Source organism: Pseudomonas sp. GW821-FHT09A09 (assembly GCF_059418405.1).
This window is the reverse complement of the sequence record NZ_JBWKPU010000005.1, coordinates 44991-64605: the sequence shown is the minus strand read 5'-3', so window position 1 is coordinate 64605 and position 19615 is coordinate 44991. Positions and strand designations below refer to the sequence as shown.

Here is a 19615-nt window from a genome sequence, read left to right as displayed (position 1 = left end):
GGTTTTGTGGTGATCTTGATTAAGCGACCTGTTTGGCCTGTTCGCGCTCAGCAATCAGCTGGCGGGTGAGGGGGATCAGGCGCTTGCCGTAGTCGATCGCGTCATTGAGTGGGTCGAAGCCGCGGATCAGGAACGTGGTGATCCCCAGGTCGTAGTAATCCACCAGTGCTTCAGCCACCTGTTCGGCGGTGCCCACCAGAGCGGTGGAGTTACCCTGCGCCCCGAGCAACCCGGCAATTCCGGTCCACAGGCGTTTGTCCAACCGCGTACCTTGCGCCGCTGCCGCGAGCAGTCGACGCGATCCTTCATTCGGTGGTTCGCGCCGCACAAATCCATTTTTCTCAGCCAACGCAGTGGCCTGTTGCAGGATGCTGTCGGCACGCGCCCACGCCAGTTCTTCGGTGTCCGCCAGGATCGGCCGCAGTGACAGACTGAAGCGGATCGTACGCCCATGCTTGGCCGCCTCAGCACGCACCTGGGTCACGATTTCGCGCACTTGCTCATAGGTTTCACCCCACAGCGCATACACGTCAGCATGCTTGCCCGCCACCGCAATCGCGGCCGCCGAAGACCCACCGAAGTACAGCGGGATATGCGGCTGTTGCGGCGACTTCACCGTGGAGTGCGCGCCTTCGACCTGGTAGTAAGTGCCGTCGAAATCGAACGGTTGCTCGCTGGTCCATTCCTGGCGCACCACGCTCAGGTATTCGTCGGTGCGCGCATAGCGTTCGTCCTTGCCGATATGGCTGCCATCGGCACGCAATTCACGGTCGTCGCCGCCGGTGATGATGTGCACGGCAGTGCGCCCACCGATGAACACATCCAGCGTGTTGAACTGGCGGGCGGCGAGGGTGGGCTGGGCAAAACCCGGGCGGTGGGCGATCAGGAACTTGAGTTTGCGCGTCACGCTCGCCGCGTGGGAGGCGATCAGCGTGCTGTCGGGGCTGTTGGAATGGAACGCCACCAGGGCGCGGTCGAAGCCGGCTTCCTCGTGGGCGCGGGCCACGGTTTCGACGTAGTCCGGTTGCAGGGTCGGGCCGCTGCGCGGGTGAATTTCGGAAGCGTGGTGGCCGCCGATGTAGCCGATGAATTCGATGCTCATGGTCTGTCCTTGTTCAGTGCGTGGGGGTCACCTCCACCGGGCAAGGGGTCGGTTATTCGCCTTCAAAGTAGGGGCAGCGGCAGGGCCTGTAAAATGCCGATTGGTTCTAACCTAATTATTAAAATCCAGAATGATGATTTTTAATGTGTATCAGTAATCTGCATTTTGTGGCTGCATAAAAAATGCCCTTTGCATTCCCGCGGTTGAATTGGTGTTGAGAGTGGTTATCATCACGCCTCGTTCATCAGCCATTGGGAATGCCTTCATGACCACCGCCGATCCGTATGCGTTATCTGCCGAATTCTACGATGTGCTGTGCGAGCAGCAGTGGTTGCAACGCGGCGGGCCCATCGCCCGGGCGTTGCAGGAAGTGGACCCCAACGGGGTGATTCTGGATGTCGGCGCCGGCACCGGGCCGTGTGTTCAGGTGATCGCCGAGGCCTTGCCCAACGCGCGCATTCTTGCGGTGGAACCTTCGGCCGCCATGCGCGCGGCGCTGGTGGGGCGGATCATGCGCAGCAGCGATTTGCGCCAACGCGTCACCGTGTTGGCCGGCACCCTCGAGCAGGTCACCTTGCCGCCACGCCTGTCCGCGGCGGTCATCTGCGGCACCATTGGTTACCTCGATACAGCACAGCGCCAGCAACTCTGGCAGCAACTGGCCGAGCGCCTGGGTGAGCGCGGCCTCGTCATCGTCGACGTGATGATGCTCAAGGCCCCGCAAACGGTGCCGCTGATGCAGGTCGCCAACGCGGCCATCGGCGAACACACCTACCACGTCGCCCTGCAGGGCGAGCCCGCCGGCGGCGACCTGATGCACTGGACCCTCGACTATCAGGTGCGTGCCGGCGAGCAGGTGCTGCGCCAGTTCCAGGCCGACCATCACTGGCACACCTTCGGCCTCGAACAGGTCGCCGAAGAGGCCGGCGCCGCAGGGTTTGTGCTTGAGCCTTTGGGCGATGCGCTGATCCCCGCCGCAGTCTTGCGCAAGCGCAGTTAATCCCGATTCGGGGGGCCGTTGCAGGTTACGGGCGGCGCCCCTTTGGCGGATCCCGTTAGATGGGCTTTTTCAGCATTTGGGGCAGGGTGAACACATGCAATCGGTTGTCGAGACTTCCCCCGCCAGCCCGCGCGCGGCGGTGACGCGGGATTGGCGAATTGTGCTGGTGGTGGCCGGTCTGTACCTGGCCCAGGGCTTGCCGGTGGGACTGGCGTTCCAGGCGTACCCTACGCTGTTGCGCAACATGGGCGCCTCCCTCGACCTGGTGGCGTTGACCCCGTTGGCGAGCCTGCCTTGGGTGGCCAAGCTGTTCTGGGCCGCTGCCGTGGAAAACCGCTGGAGCCCGCGCCTGGGGCGGCGTCGCAGCTGGATTCTGCCGTTGCAGGCAGGCTCGGTGCTGACCCTGGCGGCCATGGCGCTGGTGCCCTTTGATGTGCCGAACATGGGCCTGTTGCTGGGCCTGATTGCCTTGCTCTCGCTGTTCAGTGCCACCCAGGATATCGCCGTCGACGGCCTGGCCGCTGAGCGTTTGTCGAGCGCCAGCCTGGGGCGCGTCAACACCTTCCAGGTGGCGGGTTTCATGGTTGGCATGCTGCTCGGCGGGCCGGGCACGATGCTGCTGTTCGATCACTTCAGTGCGCCGCTGGTCTTTACCTTGTTGGCGGCTGTGGTGCTGCTGTGCAGCCTGCCGGTGCTGTTCTGGCGGGAGCCCGCTGCATTGCCGGCGGCAGACAAAGCCAGCCTGCGGCGCTTCTTCAAACGTCGGTTTTCCGGGCGCCTGACGGCCCTGGTGATGCTGGTGACTCTTGGCGGCTCGACGTTCTTCGGCCTGGCCAAATTGATCCTGCTCGATGATGGCTGGTCGGTGAGTGATGTGGGGGTGCTGGCCGGTGTCGGGCAGTTGCTCACCATCATCGTTGGCTGTGGCGTGGCCGGGTTGTTGCTGCGCCATTACTCGCGCTGGAGCACCTTGCTGACGGGCCTGGCGATGGTCGGTTCGGCCGGAGTGCTGTGGCTGGGTTTGGTGCTGCAACCGGGTCTGTCGGGCATGGGGTATGTGAGCGTGGCGACAGTACTGGGCGGGCTGGGCATTAGTGTCACCAGCGTGGCGTCCTACACCTTGGCGATGCGCTTTGCGCAGTTGGGCGAACAGCCGGGCACGGACTGTTCGGTGTTCCAGGGCTTGCAGACCCTCGGCGATATCCTGGTGTCGTCGGTGGCCATCGGCGTGGCGGCCAGCTGGGGTTACGCCAGTGGCCTGGGCGTCGGCTTGCTGGCCCTGGGTGCTGCGCTCGGCATGCTCTGGCATGTGCGGCGCAGCACCCGTGGGCTGGGGTTGGACGACGCCTAAGGCATTTCAAGGGCCTGGGAGTGACTCACCCCCAGGCACCGGCTGACACAGCGCAACACCGCCTCACGCTGGGGCACCAGGTAAAAATGCCCGCCTTCAAAGCGGTGCACCTGCAGGCCTTCACGGGTTTCCTGCGCCCAGGCCTCGGCATCCCCGGGGTTCAGCTCTCGATCATCACGCCCCACCAGCACCTCGATGGGCACGTTCAAGCGCGCGCGCTCGGGGGCGGGCTGGTACGTCTCGATCAACTGGTAGTCATTGCGCAAGATCGGCAAGGCCATGGCCCGCAGTTCGGGTGAGGTTTGCAAGGCCTGGGGGCTGCCACCCAACGCGGCAATATCTGCCAGCAACCGCGCATCGTCCGCCAGGTGCAGGCAGCCGCCGTGATGACGTTCAGGGCCTTCGCGGCCTGACACCATCAAGCAGGTCGGCAGCCTCAGCGCCTGGCGTTGCAAGGCCAGGCACAGCTCATGGGCCACCGCCGCGCCCATGCTGTGGCCGAACAGCGCGTAAGGGCGATCGAGCCATGTTGGCAAGGCCGCCATCAGGGCATTCACCAGCGCATGCATGTGCGGGATCAACGGCTCATTGATGCGCTCTTCGCGCCCGGGCAATTGCACGGCGATCACTTCAATACTCGGCGGCAGCAGGCGCGCCCAATCGGCAAAAAAACGGGCGCCGCCGCCGGCATGGGCCAGGCAGAACAGGCGCTGGCGGGCCAGGGGGCGCGGTTCGAAACGGCGCACCCAGCGTTGTTGATGCTGTTGCAGGTGCAGGATTTCATTGAGCACGGGGCAGGTTCCTCGTTGGGGCAACCCAAGCCTGCATGGCCAGGGGCACCGGGGGCTCGGGGTGGATGGCTTGGGCGGGGCCCAGCACAGTGCCCAGTTGCTGCCAGGCCTTGCAGCAACTGAGGTGGAACTGTGCCAGGGCCGAGTCGTTGGGCTGGCCGATTGCGGCGTGTACCCGCAGCAAGGCGTGGGCGATGCTGTCGGGCCACAGGTCGCTGAACACCTCGCGTAAGGTCGGTGGCTGCGGATAACCGATCAGGCTGCTCACGGCCAGGTCCAGGGCGGGGGCGTCGCCGTCCATTTCCAGCACGCCCTGGGCATTGCGGTGCACGTGGGCGCGGGGGCTCCACAGCACGCTGGCGTGGGTGTCGGTCAGGCTCAACGTGCCGCCACGGGTGCCCAGCACAATACGGTGCAGCAACTGGGTGTGGTTGTCCGGGTCGCCCGGGTGCATCTGGTTCTGCACCCGCAAATGCAGGGGGATTCCGGCCAGTTCGCCGCTGATGCTCATGAACGGCCCCACGGCCTCGGCGTGCAGGTTGAAGGCCCAGGGACGCAGGCCGCCGAGGGCCTGGCCGAGCATCTCCACCAGCGGGAACAGCACGTGCACGCTGCAGGCGGCGTCGATGTACTCGGCTTCACGCAGGCTCAGCACATGGCGCGCCGCGTCGATAAAACACCGCACGGGCGCCAGGTCGCTGTAGAACGGATTGAGCCGGTACAGCACGCCGTGCTGCCGGGCCAGGCGCAGGCAGTCGACCACTTCGTCGTGATGCACCGGGTGCTCCTGGACCACGTTGATGCCTCGGGCCAGCAATGCCTTGGCCAGCTCGGTGCCATGGCCGCCGACCACCGCCGAACGTACGGCCACGCAGGCCAGATCCACCTCGGGCAGCTCCTCGACATTGCGGTAAAGCGGCACCTGCCAGCGCCGGGCACACGCCTCGGACGCTGCGCTGCCGCGTCCCAGGATGCCCACCACGTGGTAGTGCGCCGGCAATCGCGCAAGGCCTTGCAGGTAGACATTGCCGAAGGTGGTGCCGCATACAATCACCCTTAATACCGTGCTCATAACACGCCTTCCTCTTCGGCCGTGGTCGTCTGCGCCGCCAGGTTGACGATGCTCAGTGCCTGGCACGCGGCGTCGGCTTGCACGGCCGTGATCACGTCGTCGGGCATCAGGCAGTCACCGGCCCAGTGCGCGCCACGCCAGGACGGATCGCGCAGCAGTTGCAACGCCGCACACACCGCGACACTGGCGCTCAGCCCGTAGCTGTCCTGGCTGCTGAGCACTGCGCGTTGGCGCACGGCTTGCCCACCACGCCATCCGCTGAGTTCCACGCTCAGCCGGTAGTACGGGCGACGGCCGAGCAATTGCAGTTCAGCGGCGTGCACCAGTTGCGCCACCGCAGCGAGCAGGGCGCTCGGGTCCTGGCTCAGGCGTTGGCATGACGCAGCGATCAGCGCCGGGATCTCGGCCTGGTCGAATACGTTATGAAAGCTCGCCCGGGGCATACCAAGGGTGCGGGCCAGGCGTTGCAGTTCATCGGTGAGGTAGGCACTGCAAAACACCGCTTCGGGAAAGCCCGCCAGGCGCCGTGCCTGCTGCTCGATTGGCGATGCTTGCACACGGCCTTCCACCCACTGGGCGTTCGGCGTACCAAAGCCGCCCAGGGCGCTGAGCAACACATCGGCACCGCCGGCCTGGCTGCAATGCTCGCGGCCACCGGCGTGAATGTGCAGGCTACTGACCCGGTCGAAACCCCGATTCGCCATCCACCGCGGCAGCAACGCAGTAAGGCCCGGAAACACCCCGGCGCCGATGATCGACGGCTGACGGGCACCCTGTAACGCCGTCAGCAACGCCGCATTGCCAAAGGCATCCACATACGCCGCACCCGCCGCCTGGGCGGCCTGGGCCACGCGATCACCCACCTGCCACGACGGCCCCGCGCAGTTGAGGACCACCTGGCAGCCGCTGCAAAACGCCGCCAGTGTCTGTGGGTCGAACACATCCAACACCCATCCCTCGACATTGTCAGGCCAGGTGTGAGCCCGGCGCTGGCCGGCACGCACGTGCACGTCCGCCTGCCGCCGCAACTGAGCCAGCGCTGCGCTGCCCACGGCCCCTCCGGCGCCGACCAGTCCAACCAAACGCCGGCTCATGCGGGCACCTGCGCGCCCAGCAGCACGGGCAACAGTTGGTTGACATGGGGCGCCTGCATGCACGACACATGGTCGCCGCTGATGGTCTGCAAGCTGATGTCGCCCAGCGCCAAATCATTCCAGAAACCGCGCATATCGCCTTGCAGGCCCGGCAGGAAATGCAGGGTCTCGTCGTCGAGCAGGATGCGCAGGTCACCGGTAAACGGCGCCGGTTGGTAACGCGCCACGGCATTGAGGCTGTGGCGGAACACGCGGAACAGCGCCTGCACTTGTTCGGCTGGCATCGGCTCGGCTTGGGTCTGTACCTGAGCGGCGAGGGCTTGCAGACGCCTGTCGCTGGGTTGCTCGGCGAGCTGGCGGTAGCTGGCCGCGATGGGCGCCCATTCACCATCCAGCTGTTGCAGGCAATCGGCCGGGAGTTGCTGGCCATGGCGCTCGATCAAGTGCGCCAGGGCACTGTGTAAACCGGCGTCGTCGACCGCATGCCCGGCCGCCTGGATATCGGCCCCGAGCAAGCGGCCGAAGGCGCGTTCCAGCAACAGCTCATCGGCGATTTCATAGCGGAAGCGGTCGCTGCTGATGATGCTCACGGTGCCCACCTGCGCGCCGGCTTCCAGTAGGCAACGGGCGACCTCAGTGGCCAGCAGGCCGCCCATGCAATAGCCCACCAACTCGAAGCGCAGGTTGCCGTGGGCCAGCAGTTCACTGGCATACCGTGCGCCCAACTGTTCGATCAATTGTTCGGCGTCCACCTTCAGGTAAGCCGCTTCATCCAGCAGGCTCAGGCCCAGGATCGCACCTTGGCGTTGTGGCGCCGTGCGCAGGGCGGCGAGCAGGCTGCGGTAAGGGGCGAGGGTGCCGCTGCCGTCGTGCAGCAACACATGCACGGTGCTGCACGCCGGGTCGCGAGCCGGCGCCAGTACGCTCAAGCACGATGCGTCGGTGGCGTGGCCGGTGGGCGCTTGCGCCGGCGCATCCTGCAAGCGTGCGGCGATGGCCTTGACCGTGGGTTCACGCAGCACTTCGCGCAGCAGGCGATCCCATTCCCAGCCCGAGGTTTCCGGCAGTTGCTCGCGCATCTTGGCGACGATCTGCGCCACCAGCAGCGAGTCGCCACCGGCTGCGAAAAAGTCCTGGTCCCGGGCCAACTCGGTGCAACCCAACGCTTGGCTCCACAGCTTGGCGATACGTTGTTCCAGATCGGTTTGCGGCGCTTCACCGCTGTCCATCACGCTGCTGCCTTGAGCATGCAGGCGCTGGGCCAGGCGCGCGCGATCGACCTTGCCATTGGCCGACAACGGCAGGTTTTCGAGCACTTGCAGCTGGCTCGGCACCATGTAGCCGGGCAGGCGCTGGTGCAGGTAGTCCTGCAGTTGTTCGCCACCCAGCGCCACGCGCCGCGCCGGGAAGCGCGTGACAAATGTGGTCTGGCCCGCGCAATCGAGCACGTCCTGGGCCTGGGGCCACGCCGCCACCAGCTCGGCGCCGGCGTCGCTGAACAACGCCTGCCATTGGGTGCGGCTGATAAAGGTCTGGTCACTGCCGGCGCGCAAGTCGGTGAAGCCGTCCAGGCCTTCCTTGAACTCCATGGAAGTCAGCAACGAAAGGATCTCGCGGGTGGCCTCCATCACCAGCAAGTGCCCACCGGGCGCTGCCAATTCACGCAGGTTGTTCAACACCGTGGGCGCATGGCGGGCGTTGTGCAGCACGTTGGCGCAGACGATCAGGTCCCAGCTTCCAGCGTTCAGCCCCTGGGTCAGGGCGTCGCTGTTGATGTCGAACAGGCCGAAGCGCACCCACGGTCGGTCGGCAAAATGCTCACGTGCTTCGTTGATAAAAAACGTCGAGACGTCGGTGAACAGGTAATCCACGGCAAACCCATCCAGGGCCGGGATCAAGTCGCGGCTGGTGCCGCCCACCCCGGCGCCGATTTCCAGCACCCGCAGCGGCAGGCCGAGGGCGGCGCGCTCACGGGCAATGTGCTGGGCGCTGGCGCAGATCACCTGGTTCATGCAGCGCATCAACAGGTTTTCGTGATAGGCCGCCAGCGCGGTGTCCATGCTGCCCTGGGGGAACAGCAGCGCCAGCGGGTCGACCTCGCCACTGAGCAACTGCGGCAGGCGCTCGCTGGACTCGTGCAAATAACGCAGCAGTTCGGCGCCATAGTTCAGGCGTTGCTCCAGGGCATTCATGGCCTGCCAGCACACGGCGCGCTGGTCGGCCCCGGGGGCTTCGCCCAGGCGGTAGCCGTCGGCGTCTTGCAACAGCCAGCCTTCGTTGACCAGCGCCTTGAGCCAGCGGCGCATCAGGCGTTGATGGGCCGGCGCAACACGGCATTGCTGCTGCACCTGGGCCAGGCTGTGGCGAGCCTTGGCGTCGGTGAACAGCCCGGCGTCGCGCAGAGTCTTGAGGATATCGAGCAGGGCGATACGGTTGGCCATCGCCACCCATTCGGCGAACAGGCTGCGGTCCAGCTGTTCGGTGGCTTGGGCGCCACATGCCAGGGCACAGTCGGCCAGGGGCGCGGCGCTGCTGTCGGTGTTCAGGTGGCGCGCCTCGACAAACGCGGCCAGGCGGCGCTCCATCGGGTTGTCACCGCTGAGCAGCACCACGCCGTGGGCCACGTCCGGGTGTTCGTTGAGCAGGCTTTCGATTTCGCTGAGTTCGATGCGGTGCCCGCGCAACTTGACCTGGGTGTCTTCGCGGCCGAGGAACTCGATCTGCCCGTCGGCACGGTAGCGGCCGAAGTCGCCAGTACGGTACAGCCGCGCGCCACTGTGGGGGTGGCGGATAAAACGCTGGTCGGTGCGCTCGGGGTCGTTGAGGTAACCGTCTGCCAGGCCCACGCCGCCGATGTACAACTCGCCGGCCACGCCGTCCGGGCGGTCCTGGAACTGTTCGTCCAGCACATGGAACTGCTGGTTGGCCAAGGGGGTTCCGTAGGGAATGCTGCGGGCGTTGGCGGGGACGCTGTCGATCTCATGGCCAATCGACCAGATCGCCGCCTCGGTGGCGCCGCCCAGGCTGATCAAGCGCAACCCAGGGCAATGGGCCTTGATCGCACCCGGCAGGCTGACGGCGATCCAGTCGCCAGAGAGCAGCGCCACGCGCAGGCATTTGGGTGCGGCATAGGGTTCGGCCTCCAGGTAGCTGCAGAGCATCTGCAGCTGCGCCGGCACCGAGTTCCACAGGCTGACCTGATGCAGGTTGATCAGGCCGGCCCAGTGCGCCGGGTCGCTGCGTTGGGCCGGGTCGGGCAGCACCAGCGTGGCGCCCGCGAGGAAGCTGCCGAACAGGTCGTACACCGACAGATCGAAGCCGAGATTGGCCAGGCCGAGCACCCGGTCCTGTGCGCTCAACGCCACCCGCTGGTTGATGTCGAGCAAGGTGTTGAAGGTGGCGCGGTGGCTCATCATCACGCCCTTGGGCCGCCCGGTGGTGCCCGAGGTGTAGATCACATAGGCGAGGCTGGCCGGGTCGGTTTTCACTTGGGGCAACTGCTCGAAGGGCAATGGCGCCAGGCGTTCGACGGCGATTAATGTGGCATGCTCTGGCCAGATACGGTGTTCCGCCTGGGCGGTGTCGGTGAGCACGTAGCGGATGCCCGCGTCGTCAAGAATCGCGTCACGGCGTGCCTCTGGCTGGCCGCTGTCGATGGGCACATACACTGCGCCGCGCAACAGCGTGCCGAGTACGGCGGCCACTTGGTTCACCCCTTTGTCGAGCACGATGGCGACCTTGGCACCCGCCTGGCAGCCTTCGCGGTGCAATGCTTGCGCCACGGCGTTGGCCCGTTCGGCCAGGGCGCGGTAGCTGAACGTGCCTTCATGGGTGATCAGTGCCGGTGCCTGCGGCGTGCGTTGCAGGCTGTCGACAAACCCGTCGTGCAGGCAGCCTTGGGGCCAGTCGACCTTGGTGGCATTGCTGTGCAAACGGCGTTCGGCCATGGCCGCGGGCAACTTCGAGGGGCTCGCGGCCTGCCAAGGGGCTGGCTGTTCGGCCAACTCGCGCAGTAACTGTTCGAAGCTGGCAAACGCAGCCTCCACCAAGCCCTCGGGGAACACGCCGCTGCGCACGTCCCAGTTTACTTGCAAGCCTTGCGGGCCTTCGCTGACCTGGCAGTCCAGCCACACCTGGGGCGTCTGGGTGATGCCATAGCCCAGGGTGGCACCGCGCATGAACGGGCGCGCTTCGCCCACGCCCAGGGTGCTGGTGAACACCACCGGCATCAGGCTGCGGCCGTGGACCCGGGCGCGCTCACGCAGCACCTCGATGCCGGAGAAGGCGCCATGCTCCAGGTCTCGCCACAGCTGTTCCTGCAAGGAGCTGGCGCGTTGGTGGAAATCACTATCGGAGGGCGGCTGAACCGCCAGCACGTTCACCGCGGTGAAGTCGCCCAGCACCTTGTCGATGTCGGGGTGCAGCGGCGGGCGCTTGAGCACGGTGACACTCAGGCTGAACGCCGGTCGGCGTGACCAGCGCCCCAGTGTCTCGGCGAAGGCGGCGAGCACGGCGGCCGAGGGCGTCAGGCGTTGTTGCGCGGCGTGGGCGCAGAAGCGTTGCCACTGCGCAGGGGAGAGGCCGGTGGCATGGCGTTCGAAACGCGGCGTCTGGCCCTGTACCGGCTCCAGGGTGGGCAATTCGGGTGCCGGCGGCAATTGCTCCAGGCGTGCCAGCCAGTAGTCGCGGTCACGGCTGTGGCGGGCTTGCGCGGCGGGGGTGTCGAGGGCCGCGCGCTCGGCCAACAGGGCATCGCGAAAGGTCAGTTCCAGTGCTGGCAGTGGCTGCTCGGGGGCGTGATAAAGCTGATCCAATTCCCCCAGCAGGCACTGGATGCTGACAAAGTCGGCCACCAGCAAATCAATCGACAAGTGCAGGCGACTGCCGTTGTTGCGTTGGCTCAGGCGCAGTTCGTACAGCGGCCAGGCGTCGGCGGCGTACACGCGGTGGGCCAGGTCTTCGCGGGTGGCCAGCAACGCCTGTTGTTCGGCATCGGCAGGCAGTGCGCGCAGGTCCTGGCTGTGCAGTGCCGGCAACTCCACCTCGGGCAGTACCTGCTGGTGGCCGGCCTGGGCAATCACTGCACGCAGCATCGGGTGACGCAGGATCAGTTGGTGCCAGGCGCGCTCCAGGCGCTTGGGGTCGAGGGCCGGGCCATCGAGTTCCACATAGCCGTGGCAACCGACACCGCCGTAGTCGTAGGCATCGCTGCGGCCCACCAGGTAGGCGGCTTGCACATCGGTGAGGGCAAAGGGTTGGAACTGGTTGGCCGGGTCGGCAACCACCTCTGCCTGCTGCGGGCTGAACCACTGCAACAGCAGCTCCTTGTGCTCGCGCAGGCGTTGTTTGAGGGCGTCGTCCAAGGCACCGGCCGGTGCGCGAAACCGCAGCTGGCCGTCTTCGGCCCACAGGCGGATACCCAGGGCTTCGCATTCAGCGAGAAAGTGCGACAGGTTCAATGGGGAATTCATAAGGTGCCTTCCTCGAAATACTCGGCGTGTTGTTCGGTAGGGCTGCCCAGGTAGTCGCACAGGGCGGCGATGCTCGGATGAGCGAAGAGTTCGCGCAGGCTCAGCGGGGCCTGGCACACGCGACGGCGCTTGAGGGTTTCCACCAGGCGCGTGGCGCTCAGGCTGTCGCCCCCCAGCAGGAAAAAATCACTGTGGCGCCCAGGGATCGGGCGTTGCAGCACCTCGCTCCAGACCTCGGCCATTTCCCGTTCCTGCGCACCTTGCGGGGCATCGCTGTGTTCAATGGCGATGTCCGCCAGGCATTGGCGCAGCGCATTGCGGTCGGCCTTGCCGTTGGCGCTCAAGGGCAGCTCGTTGAGCAGGTGCAGGCTGGCGGGCAGCATGTAGTCCGGCAGGCGCTGGCGCAGCTGTTGGCGCAGCACTTCCAGCGACACCTCGCCGTCGACCACCACGGCCGCGGCCAGGCTTGGCGGGTTGCCCAGGGTTACCGTGAGCGCCTGGCGTACCTGCGGGCAGGCGAGCAGGGCGTTGTCGATTTCCCCCAGTTCGATGCGATGGCCGCGCACTTTCACCTGCTGGTCACGGCGGCCGAGAAACTCCAGGCTGCCGTCCGGCCAGTAGCGGCCCATGTCGCCGGTGCGGTACCAGCGCTGGCCGTCGTGCTCGACAAAGCGCTCGGCCGTCAGCTCGGCTGCGCCGCGATACCCCATGGCCACGCCGCGCCCACCAATCCACAGCTCGCCGGTGACCCAGTCCGGGCAATCGCGCCCTTGGCTGTCCACCACGCGATAGCACTGGTTGCCCAGCGGGCGGCCGTACGGGATCGATTGCCAGTGGCGGGGCAACGGCAGGCAAACGGGCTGGTAGTTGGACCAGATCGCCGCTTCGGTGGCACCGCCCATGGCGATCAACTGGCAGCGACCATGGCTGGCCGTGTGCAGGCGCGCCGGCAGGTCGAGGCCGATCCAGTCACCGGACAACCAGGCCTGGCGCAGCGGCAAGGTGTCGGCGACGGTCAGCAACATGTCCAGCAGCATCGGCACCGAGTTCCACAGGGTGACCTGGTGTTGCTGGATCAGGCGCTGCCAGGCCGAGGCATCGCGGCGCTGCTCTTCATCCAGCAGCACCACGCTGCCGCCCACCGCCAGCACGCCGAAGAGGTCGTACACCGACAGGTCGAAATCCAGCGCGGACACGGCCAGCAACCGGTCTTCGGCACCGATGACGAAGCGCTGATTGAGGTCGTCGAGGGTATTGCAGGCGGCGCGATGGCTGATCTGCACCCCCTTGGGTTCACCGGTGGAGCCGGAGGTGAAGATCACGTAGGCCGGGCTGTCGACACTGACGGCGACGGGCGCGGGCAATGCTTCGCTGTGCAGGGCCAGGGCCAATTGTTCGGCATCCAGGGTCAGGCGAATGGCTGCGCGCTGTTCGATGCGTTGGCGGCGCTCCAGCGGTTGGCGCATGCCCATCGGCACGTAGCAGGCGCCGGCGGCCAATACGCCGAACAGGGCGATCACCGCGTCAGCCCCCCGGGGCAGGTGCACGCCGATGGCATCTGCGGGTTGCACGCCCTGGGCCTGCAGCCAGGCGGCCACTCGCAGGGCGCCTTCACGCAATTGCCCGTAGCTGACGCGGCGCTCGCCGTCGATCAGGGCCAGGCGTCGGGAGGCGATGGCGAAGGGCGCGTCGAGCAGGGTCCGGGGGGCAATCTCGACGGCAGTGGCGTTGGCCTGGGCGCGTATTTGCGCTTGGTTGCCTGGCAGAGGCAAGACCAGTGGCGCCTGCCAGTCGGCGTCGATCAGCCCGAGCAAAGCCTGGGTGTAGCTGGCAAAGGCGGCGTCCAGCAGGCCCTCGGGAAACAGCGCATCCACCGCATCCCAGCACAGCACCAGGGCGCCGCGATGTTCATAGAGCTGGTGGTCGAGCCACACCTGCGGGGTTTCCGACAGGCCGCCGGCGACGATGTCCGGGAAGCCTTCGGGCAGGTCTTGCAGCAGGTCATCGGCCAGCCCCAGCGTGCTGGTGAACACCACCGGCAACGCGGCGGCCTGCGGCCCGACACGGCGGGCGCGTTCGCGTTGCACCCAGATGGATGAGCACGCTGCGTGTTGCAGCACATCGGCGACTTGCGCCTGCACCGCCTGGGCTTCGCTGAGGAAGCTGGCGTGGGCGTGCGGGTAGACACTCACCGGCGCCAAGGACGTGAAGTCCCCGAGCACCTGGCCAATCTGCGGGTGCAGGTCCTGGCGGTCGAACAGCGTCAGGTTGAGGGTGTGCGGCTGGCCGTCGCTCCAGCGCGCCAGGGTCTGGGCATACACACTCAGCAACAGCACCGAGGCGGTGATACCAGACTCGCGCGCCCGTTGGCGCAAGGCTTGCCACTGCGGCGCGGCCAGGCGGAATTCGCGGCGGCTGAAGTGCACCTCGCCCAACTGCTGCGGCGCGGTGTGCAACGGCAGCGCGGGCGGGCCGGGCAGGTCGTCCAGGCGTGCCTGCCAATAGGCCTGGGCGAGTGCAAGGCTCGCCGGGTCGGGTTGGACCTGCAGCACGTAATCGCGAAACGACAGGTCCAGCGCAGGCAGTTGCGTGTGCGGCTGGGTGTAGAGCAGCGCCAGTTCAGCCAGCAGGCGCTTGATGCTCAGGCCGTCGAGGGTCAGGTAATCGAAGAACAACCCGACGCGCCAGCCGTGCTCGCCATAGCTGACGGCATGCACCTCGAACATCGGCCACTGATGGCGTTGGCGTGGGCGCGAGGCCCAGCAGTCTGCCAGGCGCTGACGGGCGGCGGCCGCGTCAGGCGCCTGGTGCCGATGCACCTGCATCGGCGGCACCTCGGGCAGGATCACCTGCTGGTCATCGCCCACCAACTGAGCACGCAGCATTTCATGGCGCTGAATGAGGCGGTCCCAGGCCTGTTCGAAGCGTGGAATGTCCAGCGCTGCGCCGTCCAGTTCGATCAGGTAGGTGGTGCCGCACGACAGCGGCAGGCCCTGGCTTTGTCCGCGCCAATAAGCTTGTTGCACTTCGGTGAGCGGGAAGGTTTGATGGCGTTGGCCGAGGTTGGCCACCAGGCGTTGCTCGGCCTGTACACCGGGGGTTTGCAACTGCGCCACGAACTCCGCCAGGCGCGGCGTGGCAAACAGCTGCCGCAGGCTCTGCGCATTGGCCAGGCCAGCGCGGCGCAGGCGTGCGCTGCATTGGGTGGCGAGCAGGCTGTCGCCGCCCAAACGGAAGAAATCACTCTGGCGATACACCTGGGCACCGGGCAGCAGCTCGGCCCAGATCGCGGCAACCTGTTGCTCGCGTTCACCGCACGGCGCTTCGTTGGCGGTGGCATGTTGCGGGTGAGCCTGCTCGGCCAGTGTCACCAGTGCGTGGCGGTCGAGTTTGCCGTTGGCACTCAGGGGCAGCGTGTCCAGCAACAGCCATTGGCTGGGCAACATGTAGTCGGGCAGTTGCGTGCCGAGGGCCTGGCGCAGTTCCTCGGTGCACAGCGCCCCTTCGGTCGGGACCACTGCCGCCAGCAGGTGCAACGGCGTACCCACCGCCAGGGCCACCGCCTGGCGGATGCGCGGTTGCACGAGCAGGGCGTTTTCGATTTCACCCAGCTCGATACGGTGGCCGCGCACTTTCACCTGGTGGTCACGGCGGCCGAGGAATTCCAGGCGGCCATCGGGCCAATAGCGGCCCAGGTCACCGGTGCGGTACCAGCGTGCGCCCTGGTGTTCAACGAAGCGCTCGGCGCTCAGGTCCGGCGCACCTCGGTAACCGTCGGCGACGCCCGCACCGCCGATCCATAGCTCGCCCGCCAGCCAATCCGGGCAGTCGCGGCCCAGGGTGTCGACCACGCGATACTGCTGGTTGCCCAACGGCGTGCCGTAAGGGATCGAGCGCCAGTGCGTCGGCAAGGGCAGGTCGACCGGCTGGTAGTTGGACCAGATCGCCGCTTCGGTGGCGCCGCCCATGGCGATCAAGCGGCAACCGCCATTGCTGGCAGCGTGCAGGCGTGCAGGCAGGTCGAGGCCGATCCAGTCGCCGGACAGCCACGCCATGCGCAGCGGCAGCGTGTCGGCCACGGTCAGCAGCATGTCCAGCAACAGCGGCACCGAGTTCCATAGGGTGACCTGGTGTTGCTGGATCAGGCGGTTCCACACCGAGGCGTCGCGGCGTTGCGCTTCATCCAGCAGCACCACGCTGCCGCCCACGGCCAGCACGCCAAACAGGTCGTACACCGAGAGGTCGAAATCCAGTGCTGACACGGCGAGTAATCGGTCGTTCTCATTGATGCAGAAGCGTTGATTCAGGTCATCCAGGGTGTTGCAGGCAGCGCGATGGCTGATCTGCACGCCCTTGGGTTCGCCGGTGGAGCCGGAGGTGAAGATGACGTAGGCCGGGCTGTCGGGGCTCACCGCCACAGGTGCCGGCAGCGGCGCGAAGGCCAGGGCGTGATCCAGCCAGATAGGGTCGATCAGCGTGTCGATGGCGGCACGTTGGCAGATGCGTTCAAGGCGGGCCTGGGGCTGGCTCGGGCTGATGGGCACATAACACGCCCCCGCCGCGAGTACGCCATACAACGCCAGCACTGCGCGATGGCCACGGGGCAGGCACACGCCCACCGCTTCACCTGGCTGCACACCCTGTTCCAGCAGCGCCGCGGCAATTCGCAGGGCGCCCTGTTGCAGCTGTGCGTAGGTGATGCGCTGGTCGCTATCGATCAGGGCCAGGCGCTCACCGCTGATGGCAAACGGCGCTTGATGCAGCGTGCGTGGAGTAATCGATGTGGCGGTGGCGTTGATCTGTTGGCGCACCTGGTGCTGGTGCGCCGGCAGGTGTGCGAGGGCGGGCGCATCCCAAGCAGTGTCGTGTTGCAGGTTATGGAGCAGGTCCAGGTAGGCGCTGAACATGGCGTCCAGCAGGCCCTCGGGAAACAGCGCGTCCTGGGCATCCCACGCCAGTAGCAGGGCGCCGTCCTCTTCGTAGACCTGGTGGTCGAGCCACACCTGCGGCGTCTGGGAAATCATCTGGGTGAGGGCGCCGAGGGTTTGCGCGTCCCTTTGGCCCAACAGCGGTGTGCCGAGGTTGCAGGCAAACACCACCGGCGAAAAACTGCGCTGGCCCGCACCACGCTGGGCGAGGTCGCGTTGCACCTGCACCCCGGAATAGTCGGCATGGGCCATGTCGCGATGGAACTGCGCCTGCACCTGCGTCAACTGCTGGGCGAGGCTGCCGGGCTGGCGCAGGTCGACTTCGAGCAACAGCAGGTTGGTGAAGTCCGCGACGACTTGATCCAGCCCCGGCGTGTCGCCCTGGCGATCGAACAGCGGCAGGTTGAGCAGGAAGTGCGGCACCTCGCTCCAGCGACCCAACACCTGGGCGAAGGCCCCGGCGAGCAGCATGGCCGGGGTGAGTTGGCGCTTGGCGGCGGCCTCCCGCAGGCGTTGCCATACCTCTGGCGTGAGGCGTTGCTGGCGACGGGTAAAGCGCACCTGCTCGATGGCCTGGGGTTCGCAGGCCAGGGGCAGGGCGGGGCCGGCGGGCAGGTGGTCCAGTCGCGCCTGCCAGTACTGCGCGGCGCTGGCTTTAGGGGCCGGGCGTTGGGCCAGGTAGCGCGCGAAATGCCAATCGCGCCCGGTCTCGGGCAGGCGTTCGCCCCGGTACAGCGCGGCCAGGTCGCGCAGGATCAGGTGCAGGCTGTGCACGTCCGCCACCAGCAGGTCGAGGTCGAAATGCAGGCGCGTACGGCCCTCGGGCAGCAGGCTCAATTGCAGCCCGGCGACTTCGCCGTGCTCGACCGCCAATTGCCGATGAGACAGGCTGTCACGCGTCGCCTGCAAGGCCTGTTCACGGGCAGCCGGTGCCAGGGTGCGCAGGTCGTGAACCTGCAACGCGGACATGCCATCGTCGAGGATCTGCTGGCGGCCTTCGTCATCAAACCGCGCGCGCAGCATGCCGTGCCATTGCTGCAACCCTTGCCAGGCAAGGGCCAGTTGCTGCGGGTCGAGGGCGTTGCCGTCCAGCTCCAGGTAGGCGTGACAACCCACGCCGCCCAGCACCTGCTCGGCGCCTCGGCCAATCCAGTAGGCGTGCTGCACGTCGGTGAGGGCGAAGGGTGCAGCAGGGTCGATGACGACAGCCGCGTTGGCCGCTTTACGCGGGGTGGCCGTGAGGCGGGGCAGCCAGTGGGCGAGGGTCGGTTGTTCGATCAGGTCGGCGAAGGTCACGGGGGCGCCGGCCTGGCGCCATTGGTTGACCAGGCGCATCAGGTGCAGGGAGTCCAGGCCCAGCTCGATCAGGTTGGCTTGATCGTCCAGCGCCGGGCCACCGTGCAGCAGCGCGCCGATCTGTTCGCGCAGGTGTTCGACCGTCAGCGCGCTCATGGCTGCACCTCGGCGGCGCGCTGGGTTTCAACGGCCAGCACGCGCACATGGGGCGCGATGCTGGCGAGTTTTTCGCGGGTTTCTTCCAGCTCCCGTTCAGGCAGCGACAACGAGACAATCCCCGCGCCGGCCTGCACCCAGGCCTGGCCCTGGTCTTCGAACACACTGCGCAGCACCAAGGCGGCGTCGAGGCTGCCGTCGCTGTCGGCGATCAGCACGCAACCGCTGTAGAGGTCGCGGCTGCGGCCCTCGTGCTCGGCAATCGCGGCGATGGCTTCACGCTTGGGAATGCCGGAGGCAGTCACGGCGGGGAACAGCGCGGCGAAAGCGTGCCAGGCATTGCAGTCGGGCTTGAGCCGGCCTTTGAGGCGCGAACTCAGGTGCTGCACGCTGCCTCGCCGCGAGATGCCCATGAACTCGCTGACCCCCAGGCCTTGTGGCTCGCAGATCGGTTGCAGCTCTTCAAATGCCAGCTTGACCGACACCGCGTGCTCGGCGATTTCCTTGGGGTCCTGGTACAGCGATTGGCGCAGGCGCGCTTCCTCTTCCACGTCACGGCCCAGCGCGCGCGTGCCGGCCAGCGGCTGGGTGCTCACGGAGCCGCCGGCACTGACTTCCACCACGGTTTCCGGGCTGAAGCCTACGCAGGAGAACCCGCCCTGATGATGGATGAACGAGCGCGCCGGCGTGTTGGCGCGCCGCCCGGCGCGGTAGCTGGCCACCAGGTCGACGCGACCGTCGAGGGGCACTTTGCGCGACAGGATGATCTTCTGGTAATCGCCACGGACGATCTGCGCCACGGCGCTTTCGACCTGGCTGCTATACCGCGCGGCGTCATGCCCGGCGACGTCCACTAAGGCGGCGCGGGGCAATGGTTGCTCCAGGGCGCACTCGGCGTCCAGGGCCTGCACGCGGCTTTGCGCAGCGGCGAGAGCGGCCGGTTGCAGGGCGCGAATCAGCGCGCAGCCCTCGCGCAAGCGGATCTCCAGGGTGGGGATGTCCAGGTGCAGCAGCGGGCGGGAGCTGGGCAGGTCTGCCAGTTGGTAAAAGCGCCGCGCCAGTTCAAAGGTAGCGGTGCCGTAAGCGCGCCATTGTTCGAAGGGTAGGGCCTGGGCGGCTTTTTCCAGGGCCAGCGGGATGTCGTCGGCGGGCCAGCTCCAGCGCTGGCCGGCCACGCTCAGCTGCACGGTGCTGCCGCTGAGGCGCACCTGGGCGATGCTGCCCACGCCGAGGGACCATTCGCCTTGGTGCTCGTAAAGGGTCAGGTCCTCCGGCAGGTAGACACCGGCCAGGGCGGCCGCCAGTTCCTGCGGTTCGGCACTGATCGGCACGCGGCATTCCAGGTAGCGCTGGC

Annotated in this window: 8 protein-coding genes and 1 pseudogene; 2 read left to right on the top strand and 7 right to left on the bottom strand. The window is 66.8% G+C overall.

Annotated features, from left to right (window positions below; all coding sequences use genetic code 11):
- Window positions 1-19 precede the first annotated feature (19 nt).
- Window positions 20-1102, bottom strand: a complete 1083-nt coding sequence (locus AC07OV_RS05780; RefSeq protein WP_495091769.1) for an LLM class flavin-dependent oxidoreductase — start codon at window positions 1100-1102, stop codon at window positions 20-22.
- 265 nt (window positions 1103-1367) lie between these two features.
- Between AC07OV_RS05780 and AC07OV_RS05775 the strand changes: the two genes are divergently transcribed.
- Window positions 1368-2102, top strand: coding sequence for a class I SAM-dependent methyltransferase (locus tag AC07OV_RS05775; RefSeq protein ID WP_495091768.1), 735 nt, complete (start codon window positions 1368-1370; stop codon window positions 2100-2102).
- A gap of 94 nt (window positions 2103-2196) precedes the next feature.
- Window positions 2197-3453: an MFS transporter gene (locus AC07OV_RS05770; protein WP_495091767.1), complete on the top strand. Its 1257-nt coding sequence runs from the start codon at window positions 2197-2199 to the stop codon at window positions 3451-3453.
- On the opposite strand, the gene AC07OV_RS05765 is transcribed toward AC07OV_RS05770, so the two are convergent.
- The 6 genes and pseudogenes from AC07OV_RS05765 to AC07OV_RS05740 all read right to left on the bottom strand — a co-directional run.
- The gene (locus AC07OV_RS05765) at window positions 3450-4244 is read right to left on the bottom strand and encodes a thioesterase II family protein (protein WP_494996920.1); all 795 of its coding nucleotides are present in this window, start codon (window positions 4242-4244) and stop codon (window positions 3450-3452) included. The two genes, AC07OV_RS05770 and AC07OV_RS05765, sit on opposite strands and share 4 nt — an antisense overlap.
- Complete coding sequence (locus tag AC07OV_RS05760) at window positions 4234-5316, bottom strand: Gfo/Idh/MocA family oxidoreductase (RefSeq protein ID WP_494996921.1); 1083 nt, start codon at window positions 5314-5316, stop codon at window positions 4234-4236. The genes AC07OV_RS05765 and AC07OV_RS05760 overlap by 11 nt, the downstream gene beginning before the upstream one ends.
- Window positions 5313-6410 (bottom strand): NAD(P)H-binding protein, encoded by a 1098-nt coding sequence (locus tag AC07OV_RS05755; RefSeq protein ID WP_495091766.1) that lies wholly within the window; start codon window positions 6408-6410, stop codon window positions 5313-5315. The genes AC07OV_RS05760 and AC07OV_RS05755 overlap by 4 nt, the downstream gene beginning before the upstream one ends.
- The gene (locus tag AC07OV_RS05750; RefSeq protein ID WP_495091765.1) at window positions 6407-11881 is read right to left on the bottom strand and encodes a non-ribosomal peptide synthetase; all 5475 of its coding nucleotides are present in this window, start codon (window positions 11879-11881) and stop codon (window positions 6407-6409) included. The genes AC07OV_RS05755 and AC07OV_RS05750 overlap by 4 nt, the downstream gene beginning before the upstream one ends.
- A complete protein-coding gene (locus AC07OV_RS05745; RefSeq protein ID WP_495091764.1) occupies window positions 11878-18261 on the bottom strand; it encodes an amino acid adenylation domain-containing protein in 6384 nt (2127 codons plus the stop codon). The genes AC07OV_RS05750 and AC07OV_RS05745 overlap by 4 nt, the downstream gene beginning before the upstream one ends.
- Window positions 18258-19562, bottom strand: a pseudogene (locus tag AC07OV_RS05740) (salicylate synthase); the annotation flags it as partial. The pseudogene AC07OV_RS05740 and the gene AC07OV_RS05745, both read right to left, overlap by 4 nt.
- Window positions 19563-19615 lie beyond the last annotated feature (53 nt).

Bases quoted from the DNA above. Each gene is read 5' to 3' on its own strand.
- AC07OV_RS05755 (WP_495091766.1), bottom strand. From the start codon at position 6,410: ATGAGCCGGCGTTTGGTTGGACTGGTCGGCGCCGGAGGGGCCGTGGGC.
- AC07OV_RS05750 (WP_495091765.1), bottom strand. From the start codon at position 11,881: ATGAATTCCCCATTGAACCTGTCGCACTTTCTCGCTGAATGCGAAGCC.
- AC07OV_RS05775 (WP_495091768.1), top strand. From the start codon at position 1,368: ATGACCACCGCCGATCCGTATGCGTTATCTGCCGAATTCTACGATGTG.
- AC07OV_RS05745 (WP_495091764.1), bottom strand. From the start codon at position 18,261: ATGAGCGCGCTGACGGTCGAACACCTGCGCGAACAGATCGGCGCGCTG.
- AC07OV_RS05760 (WP_494996921.1), bottom strand. From the start codon at position 5,316: ATGAGCACGGTATTAAGGGTGATTGTATGCGGCACCACCTTCGGCAAT.
- AC07OV_RS05770 (WP_495091767.1), top strand. From the start codon at position 2,197: ATGCAATCGGTTGTCGAGACTTCCCCCGCCAGCCCGCGCGCGGCGGTG.
- AC07OV_RS05780 (WP_495091769.1), bottom strand. From the start codon at position 1,102: ATGAGCATCGAATTCATCGGCTACATCGGCGGCCACCACGCTTCCGAA.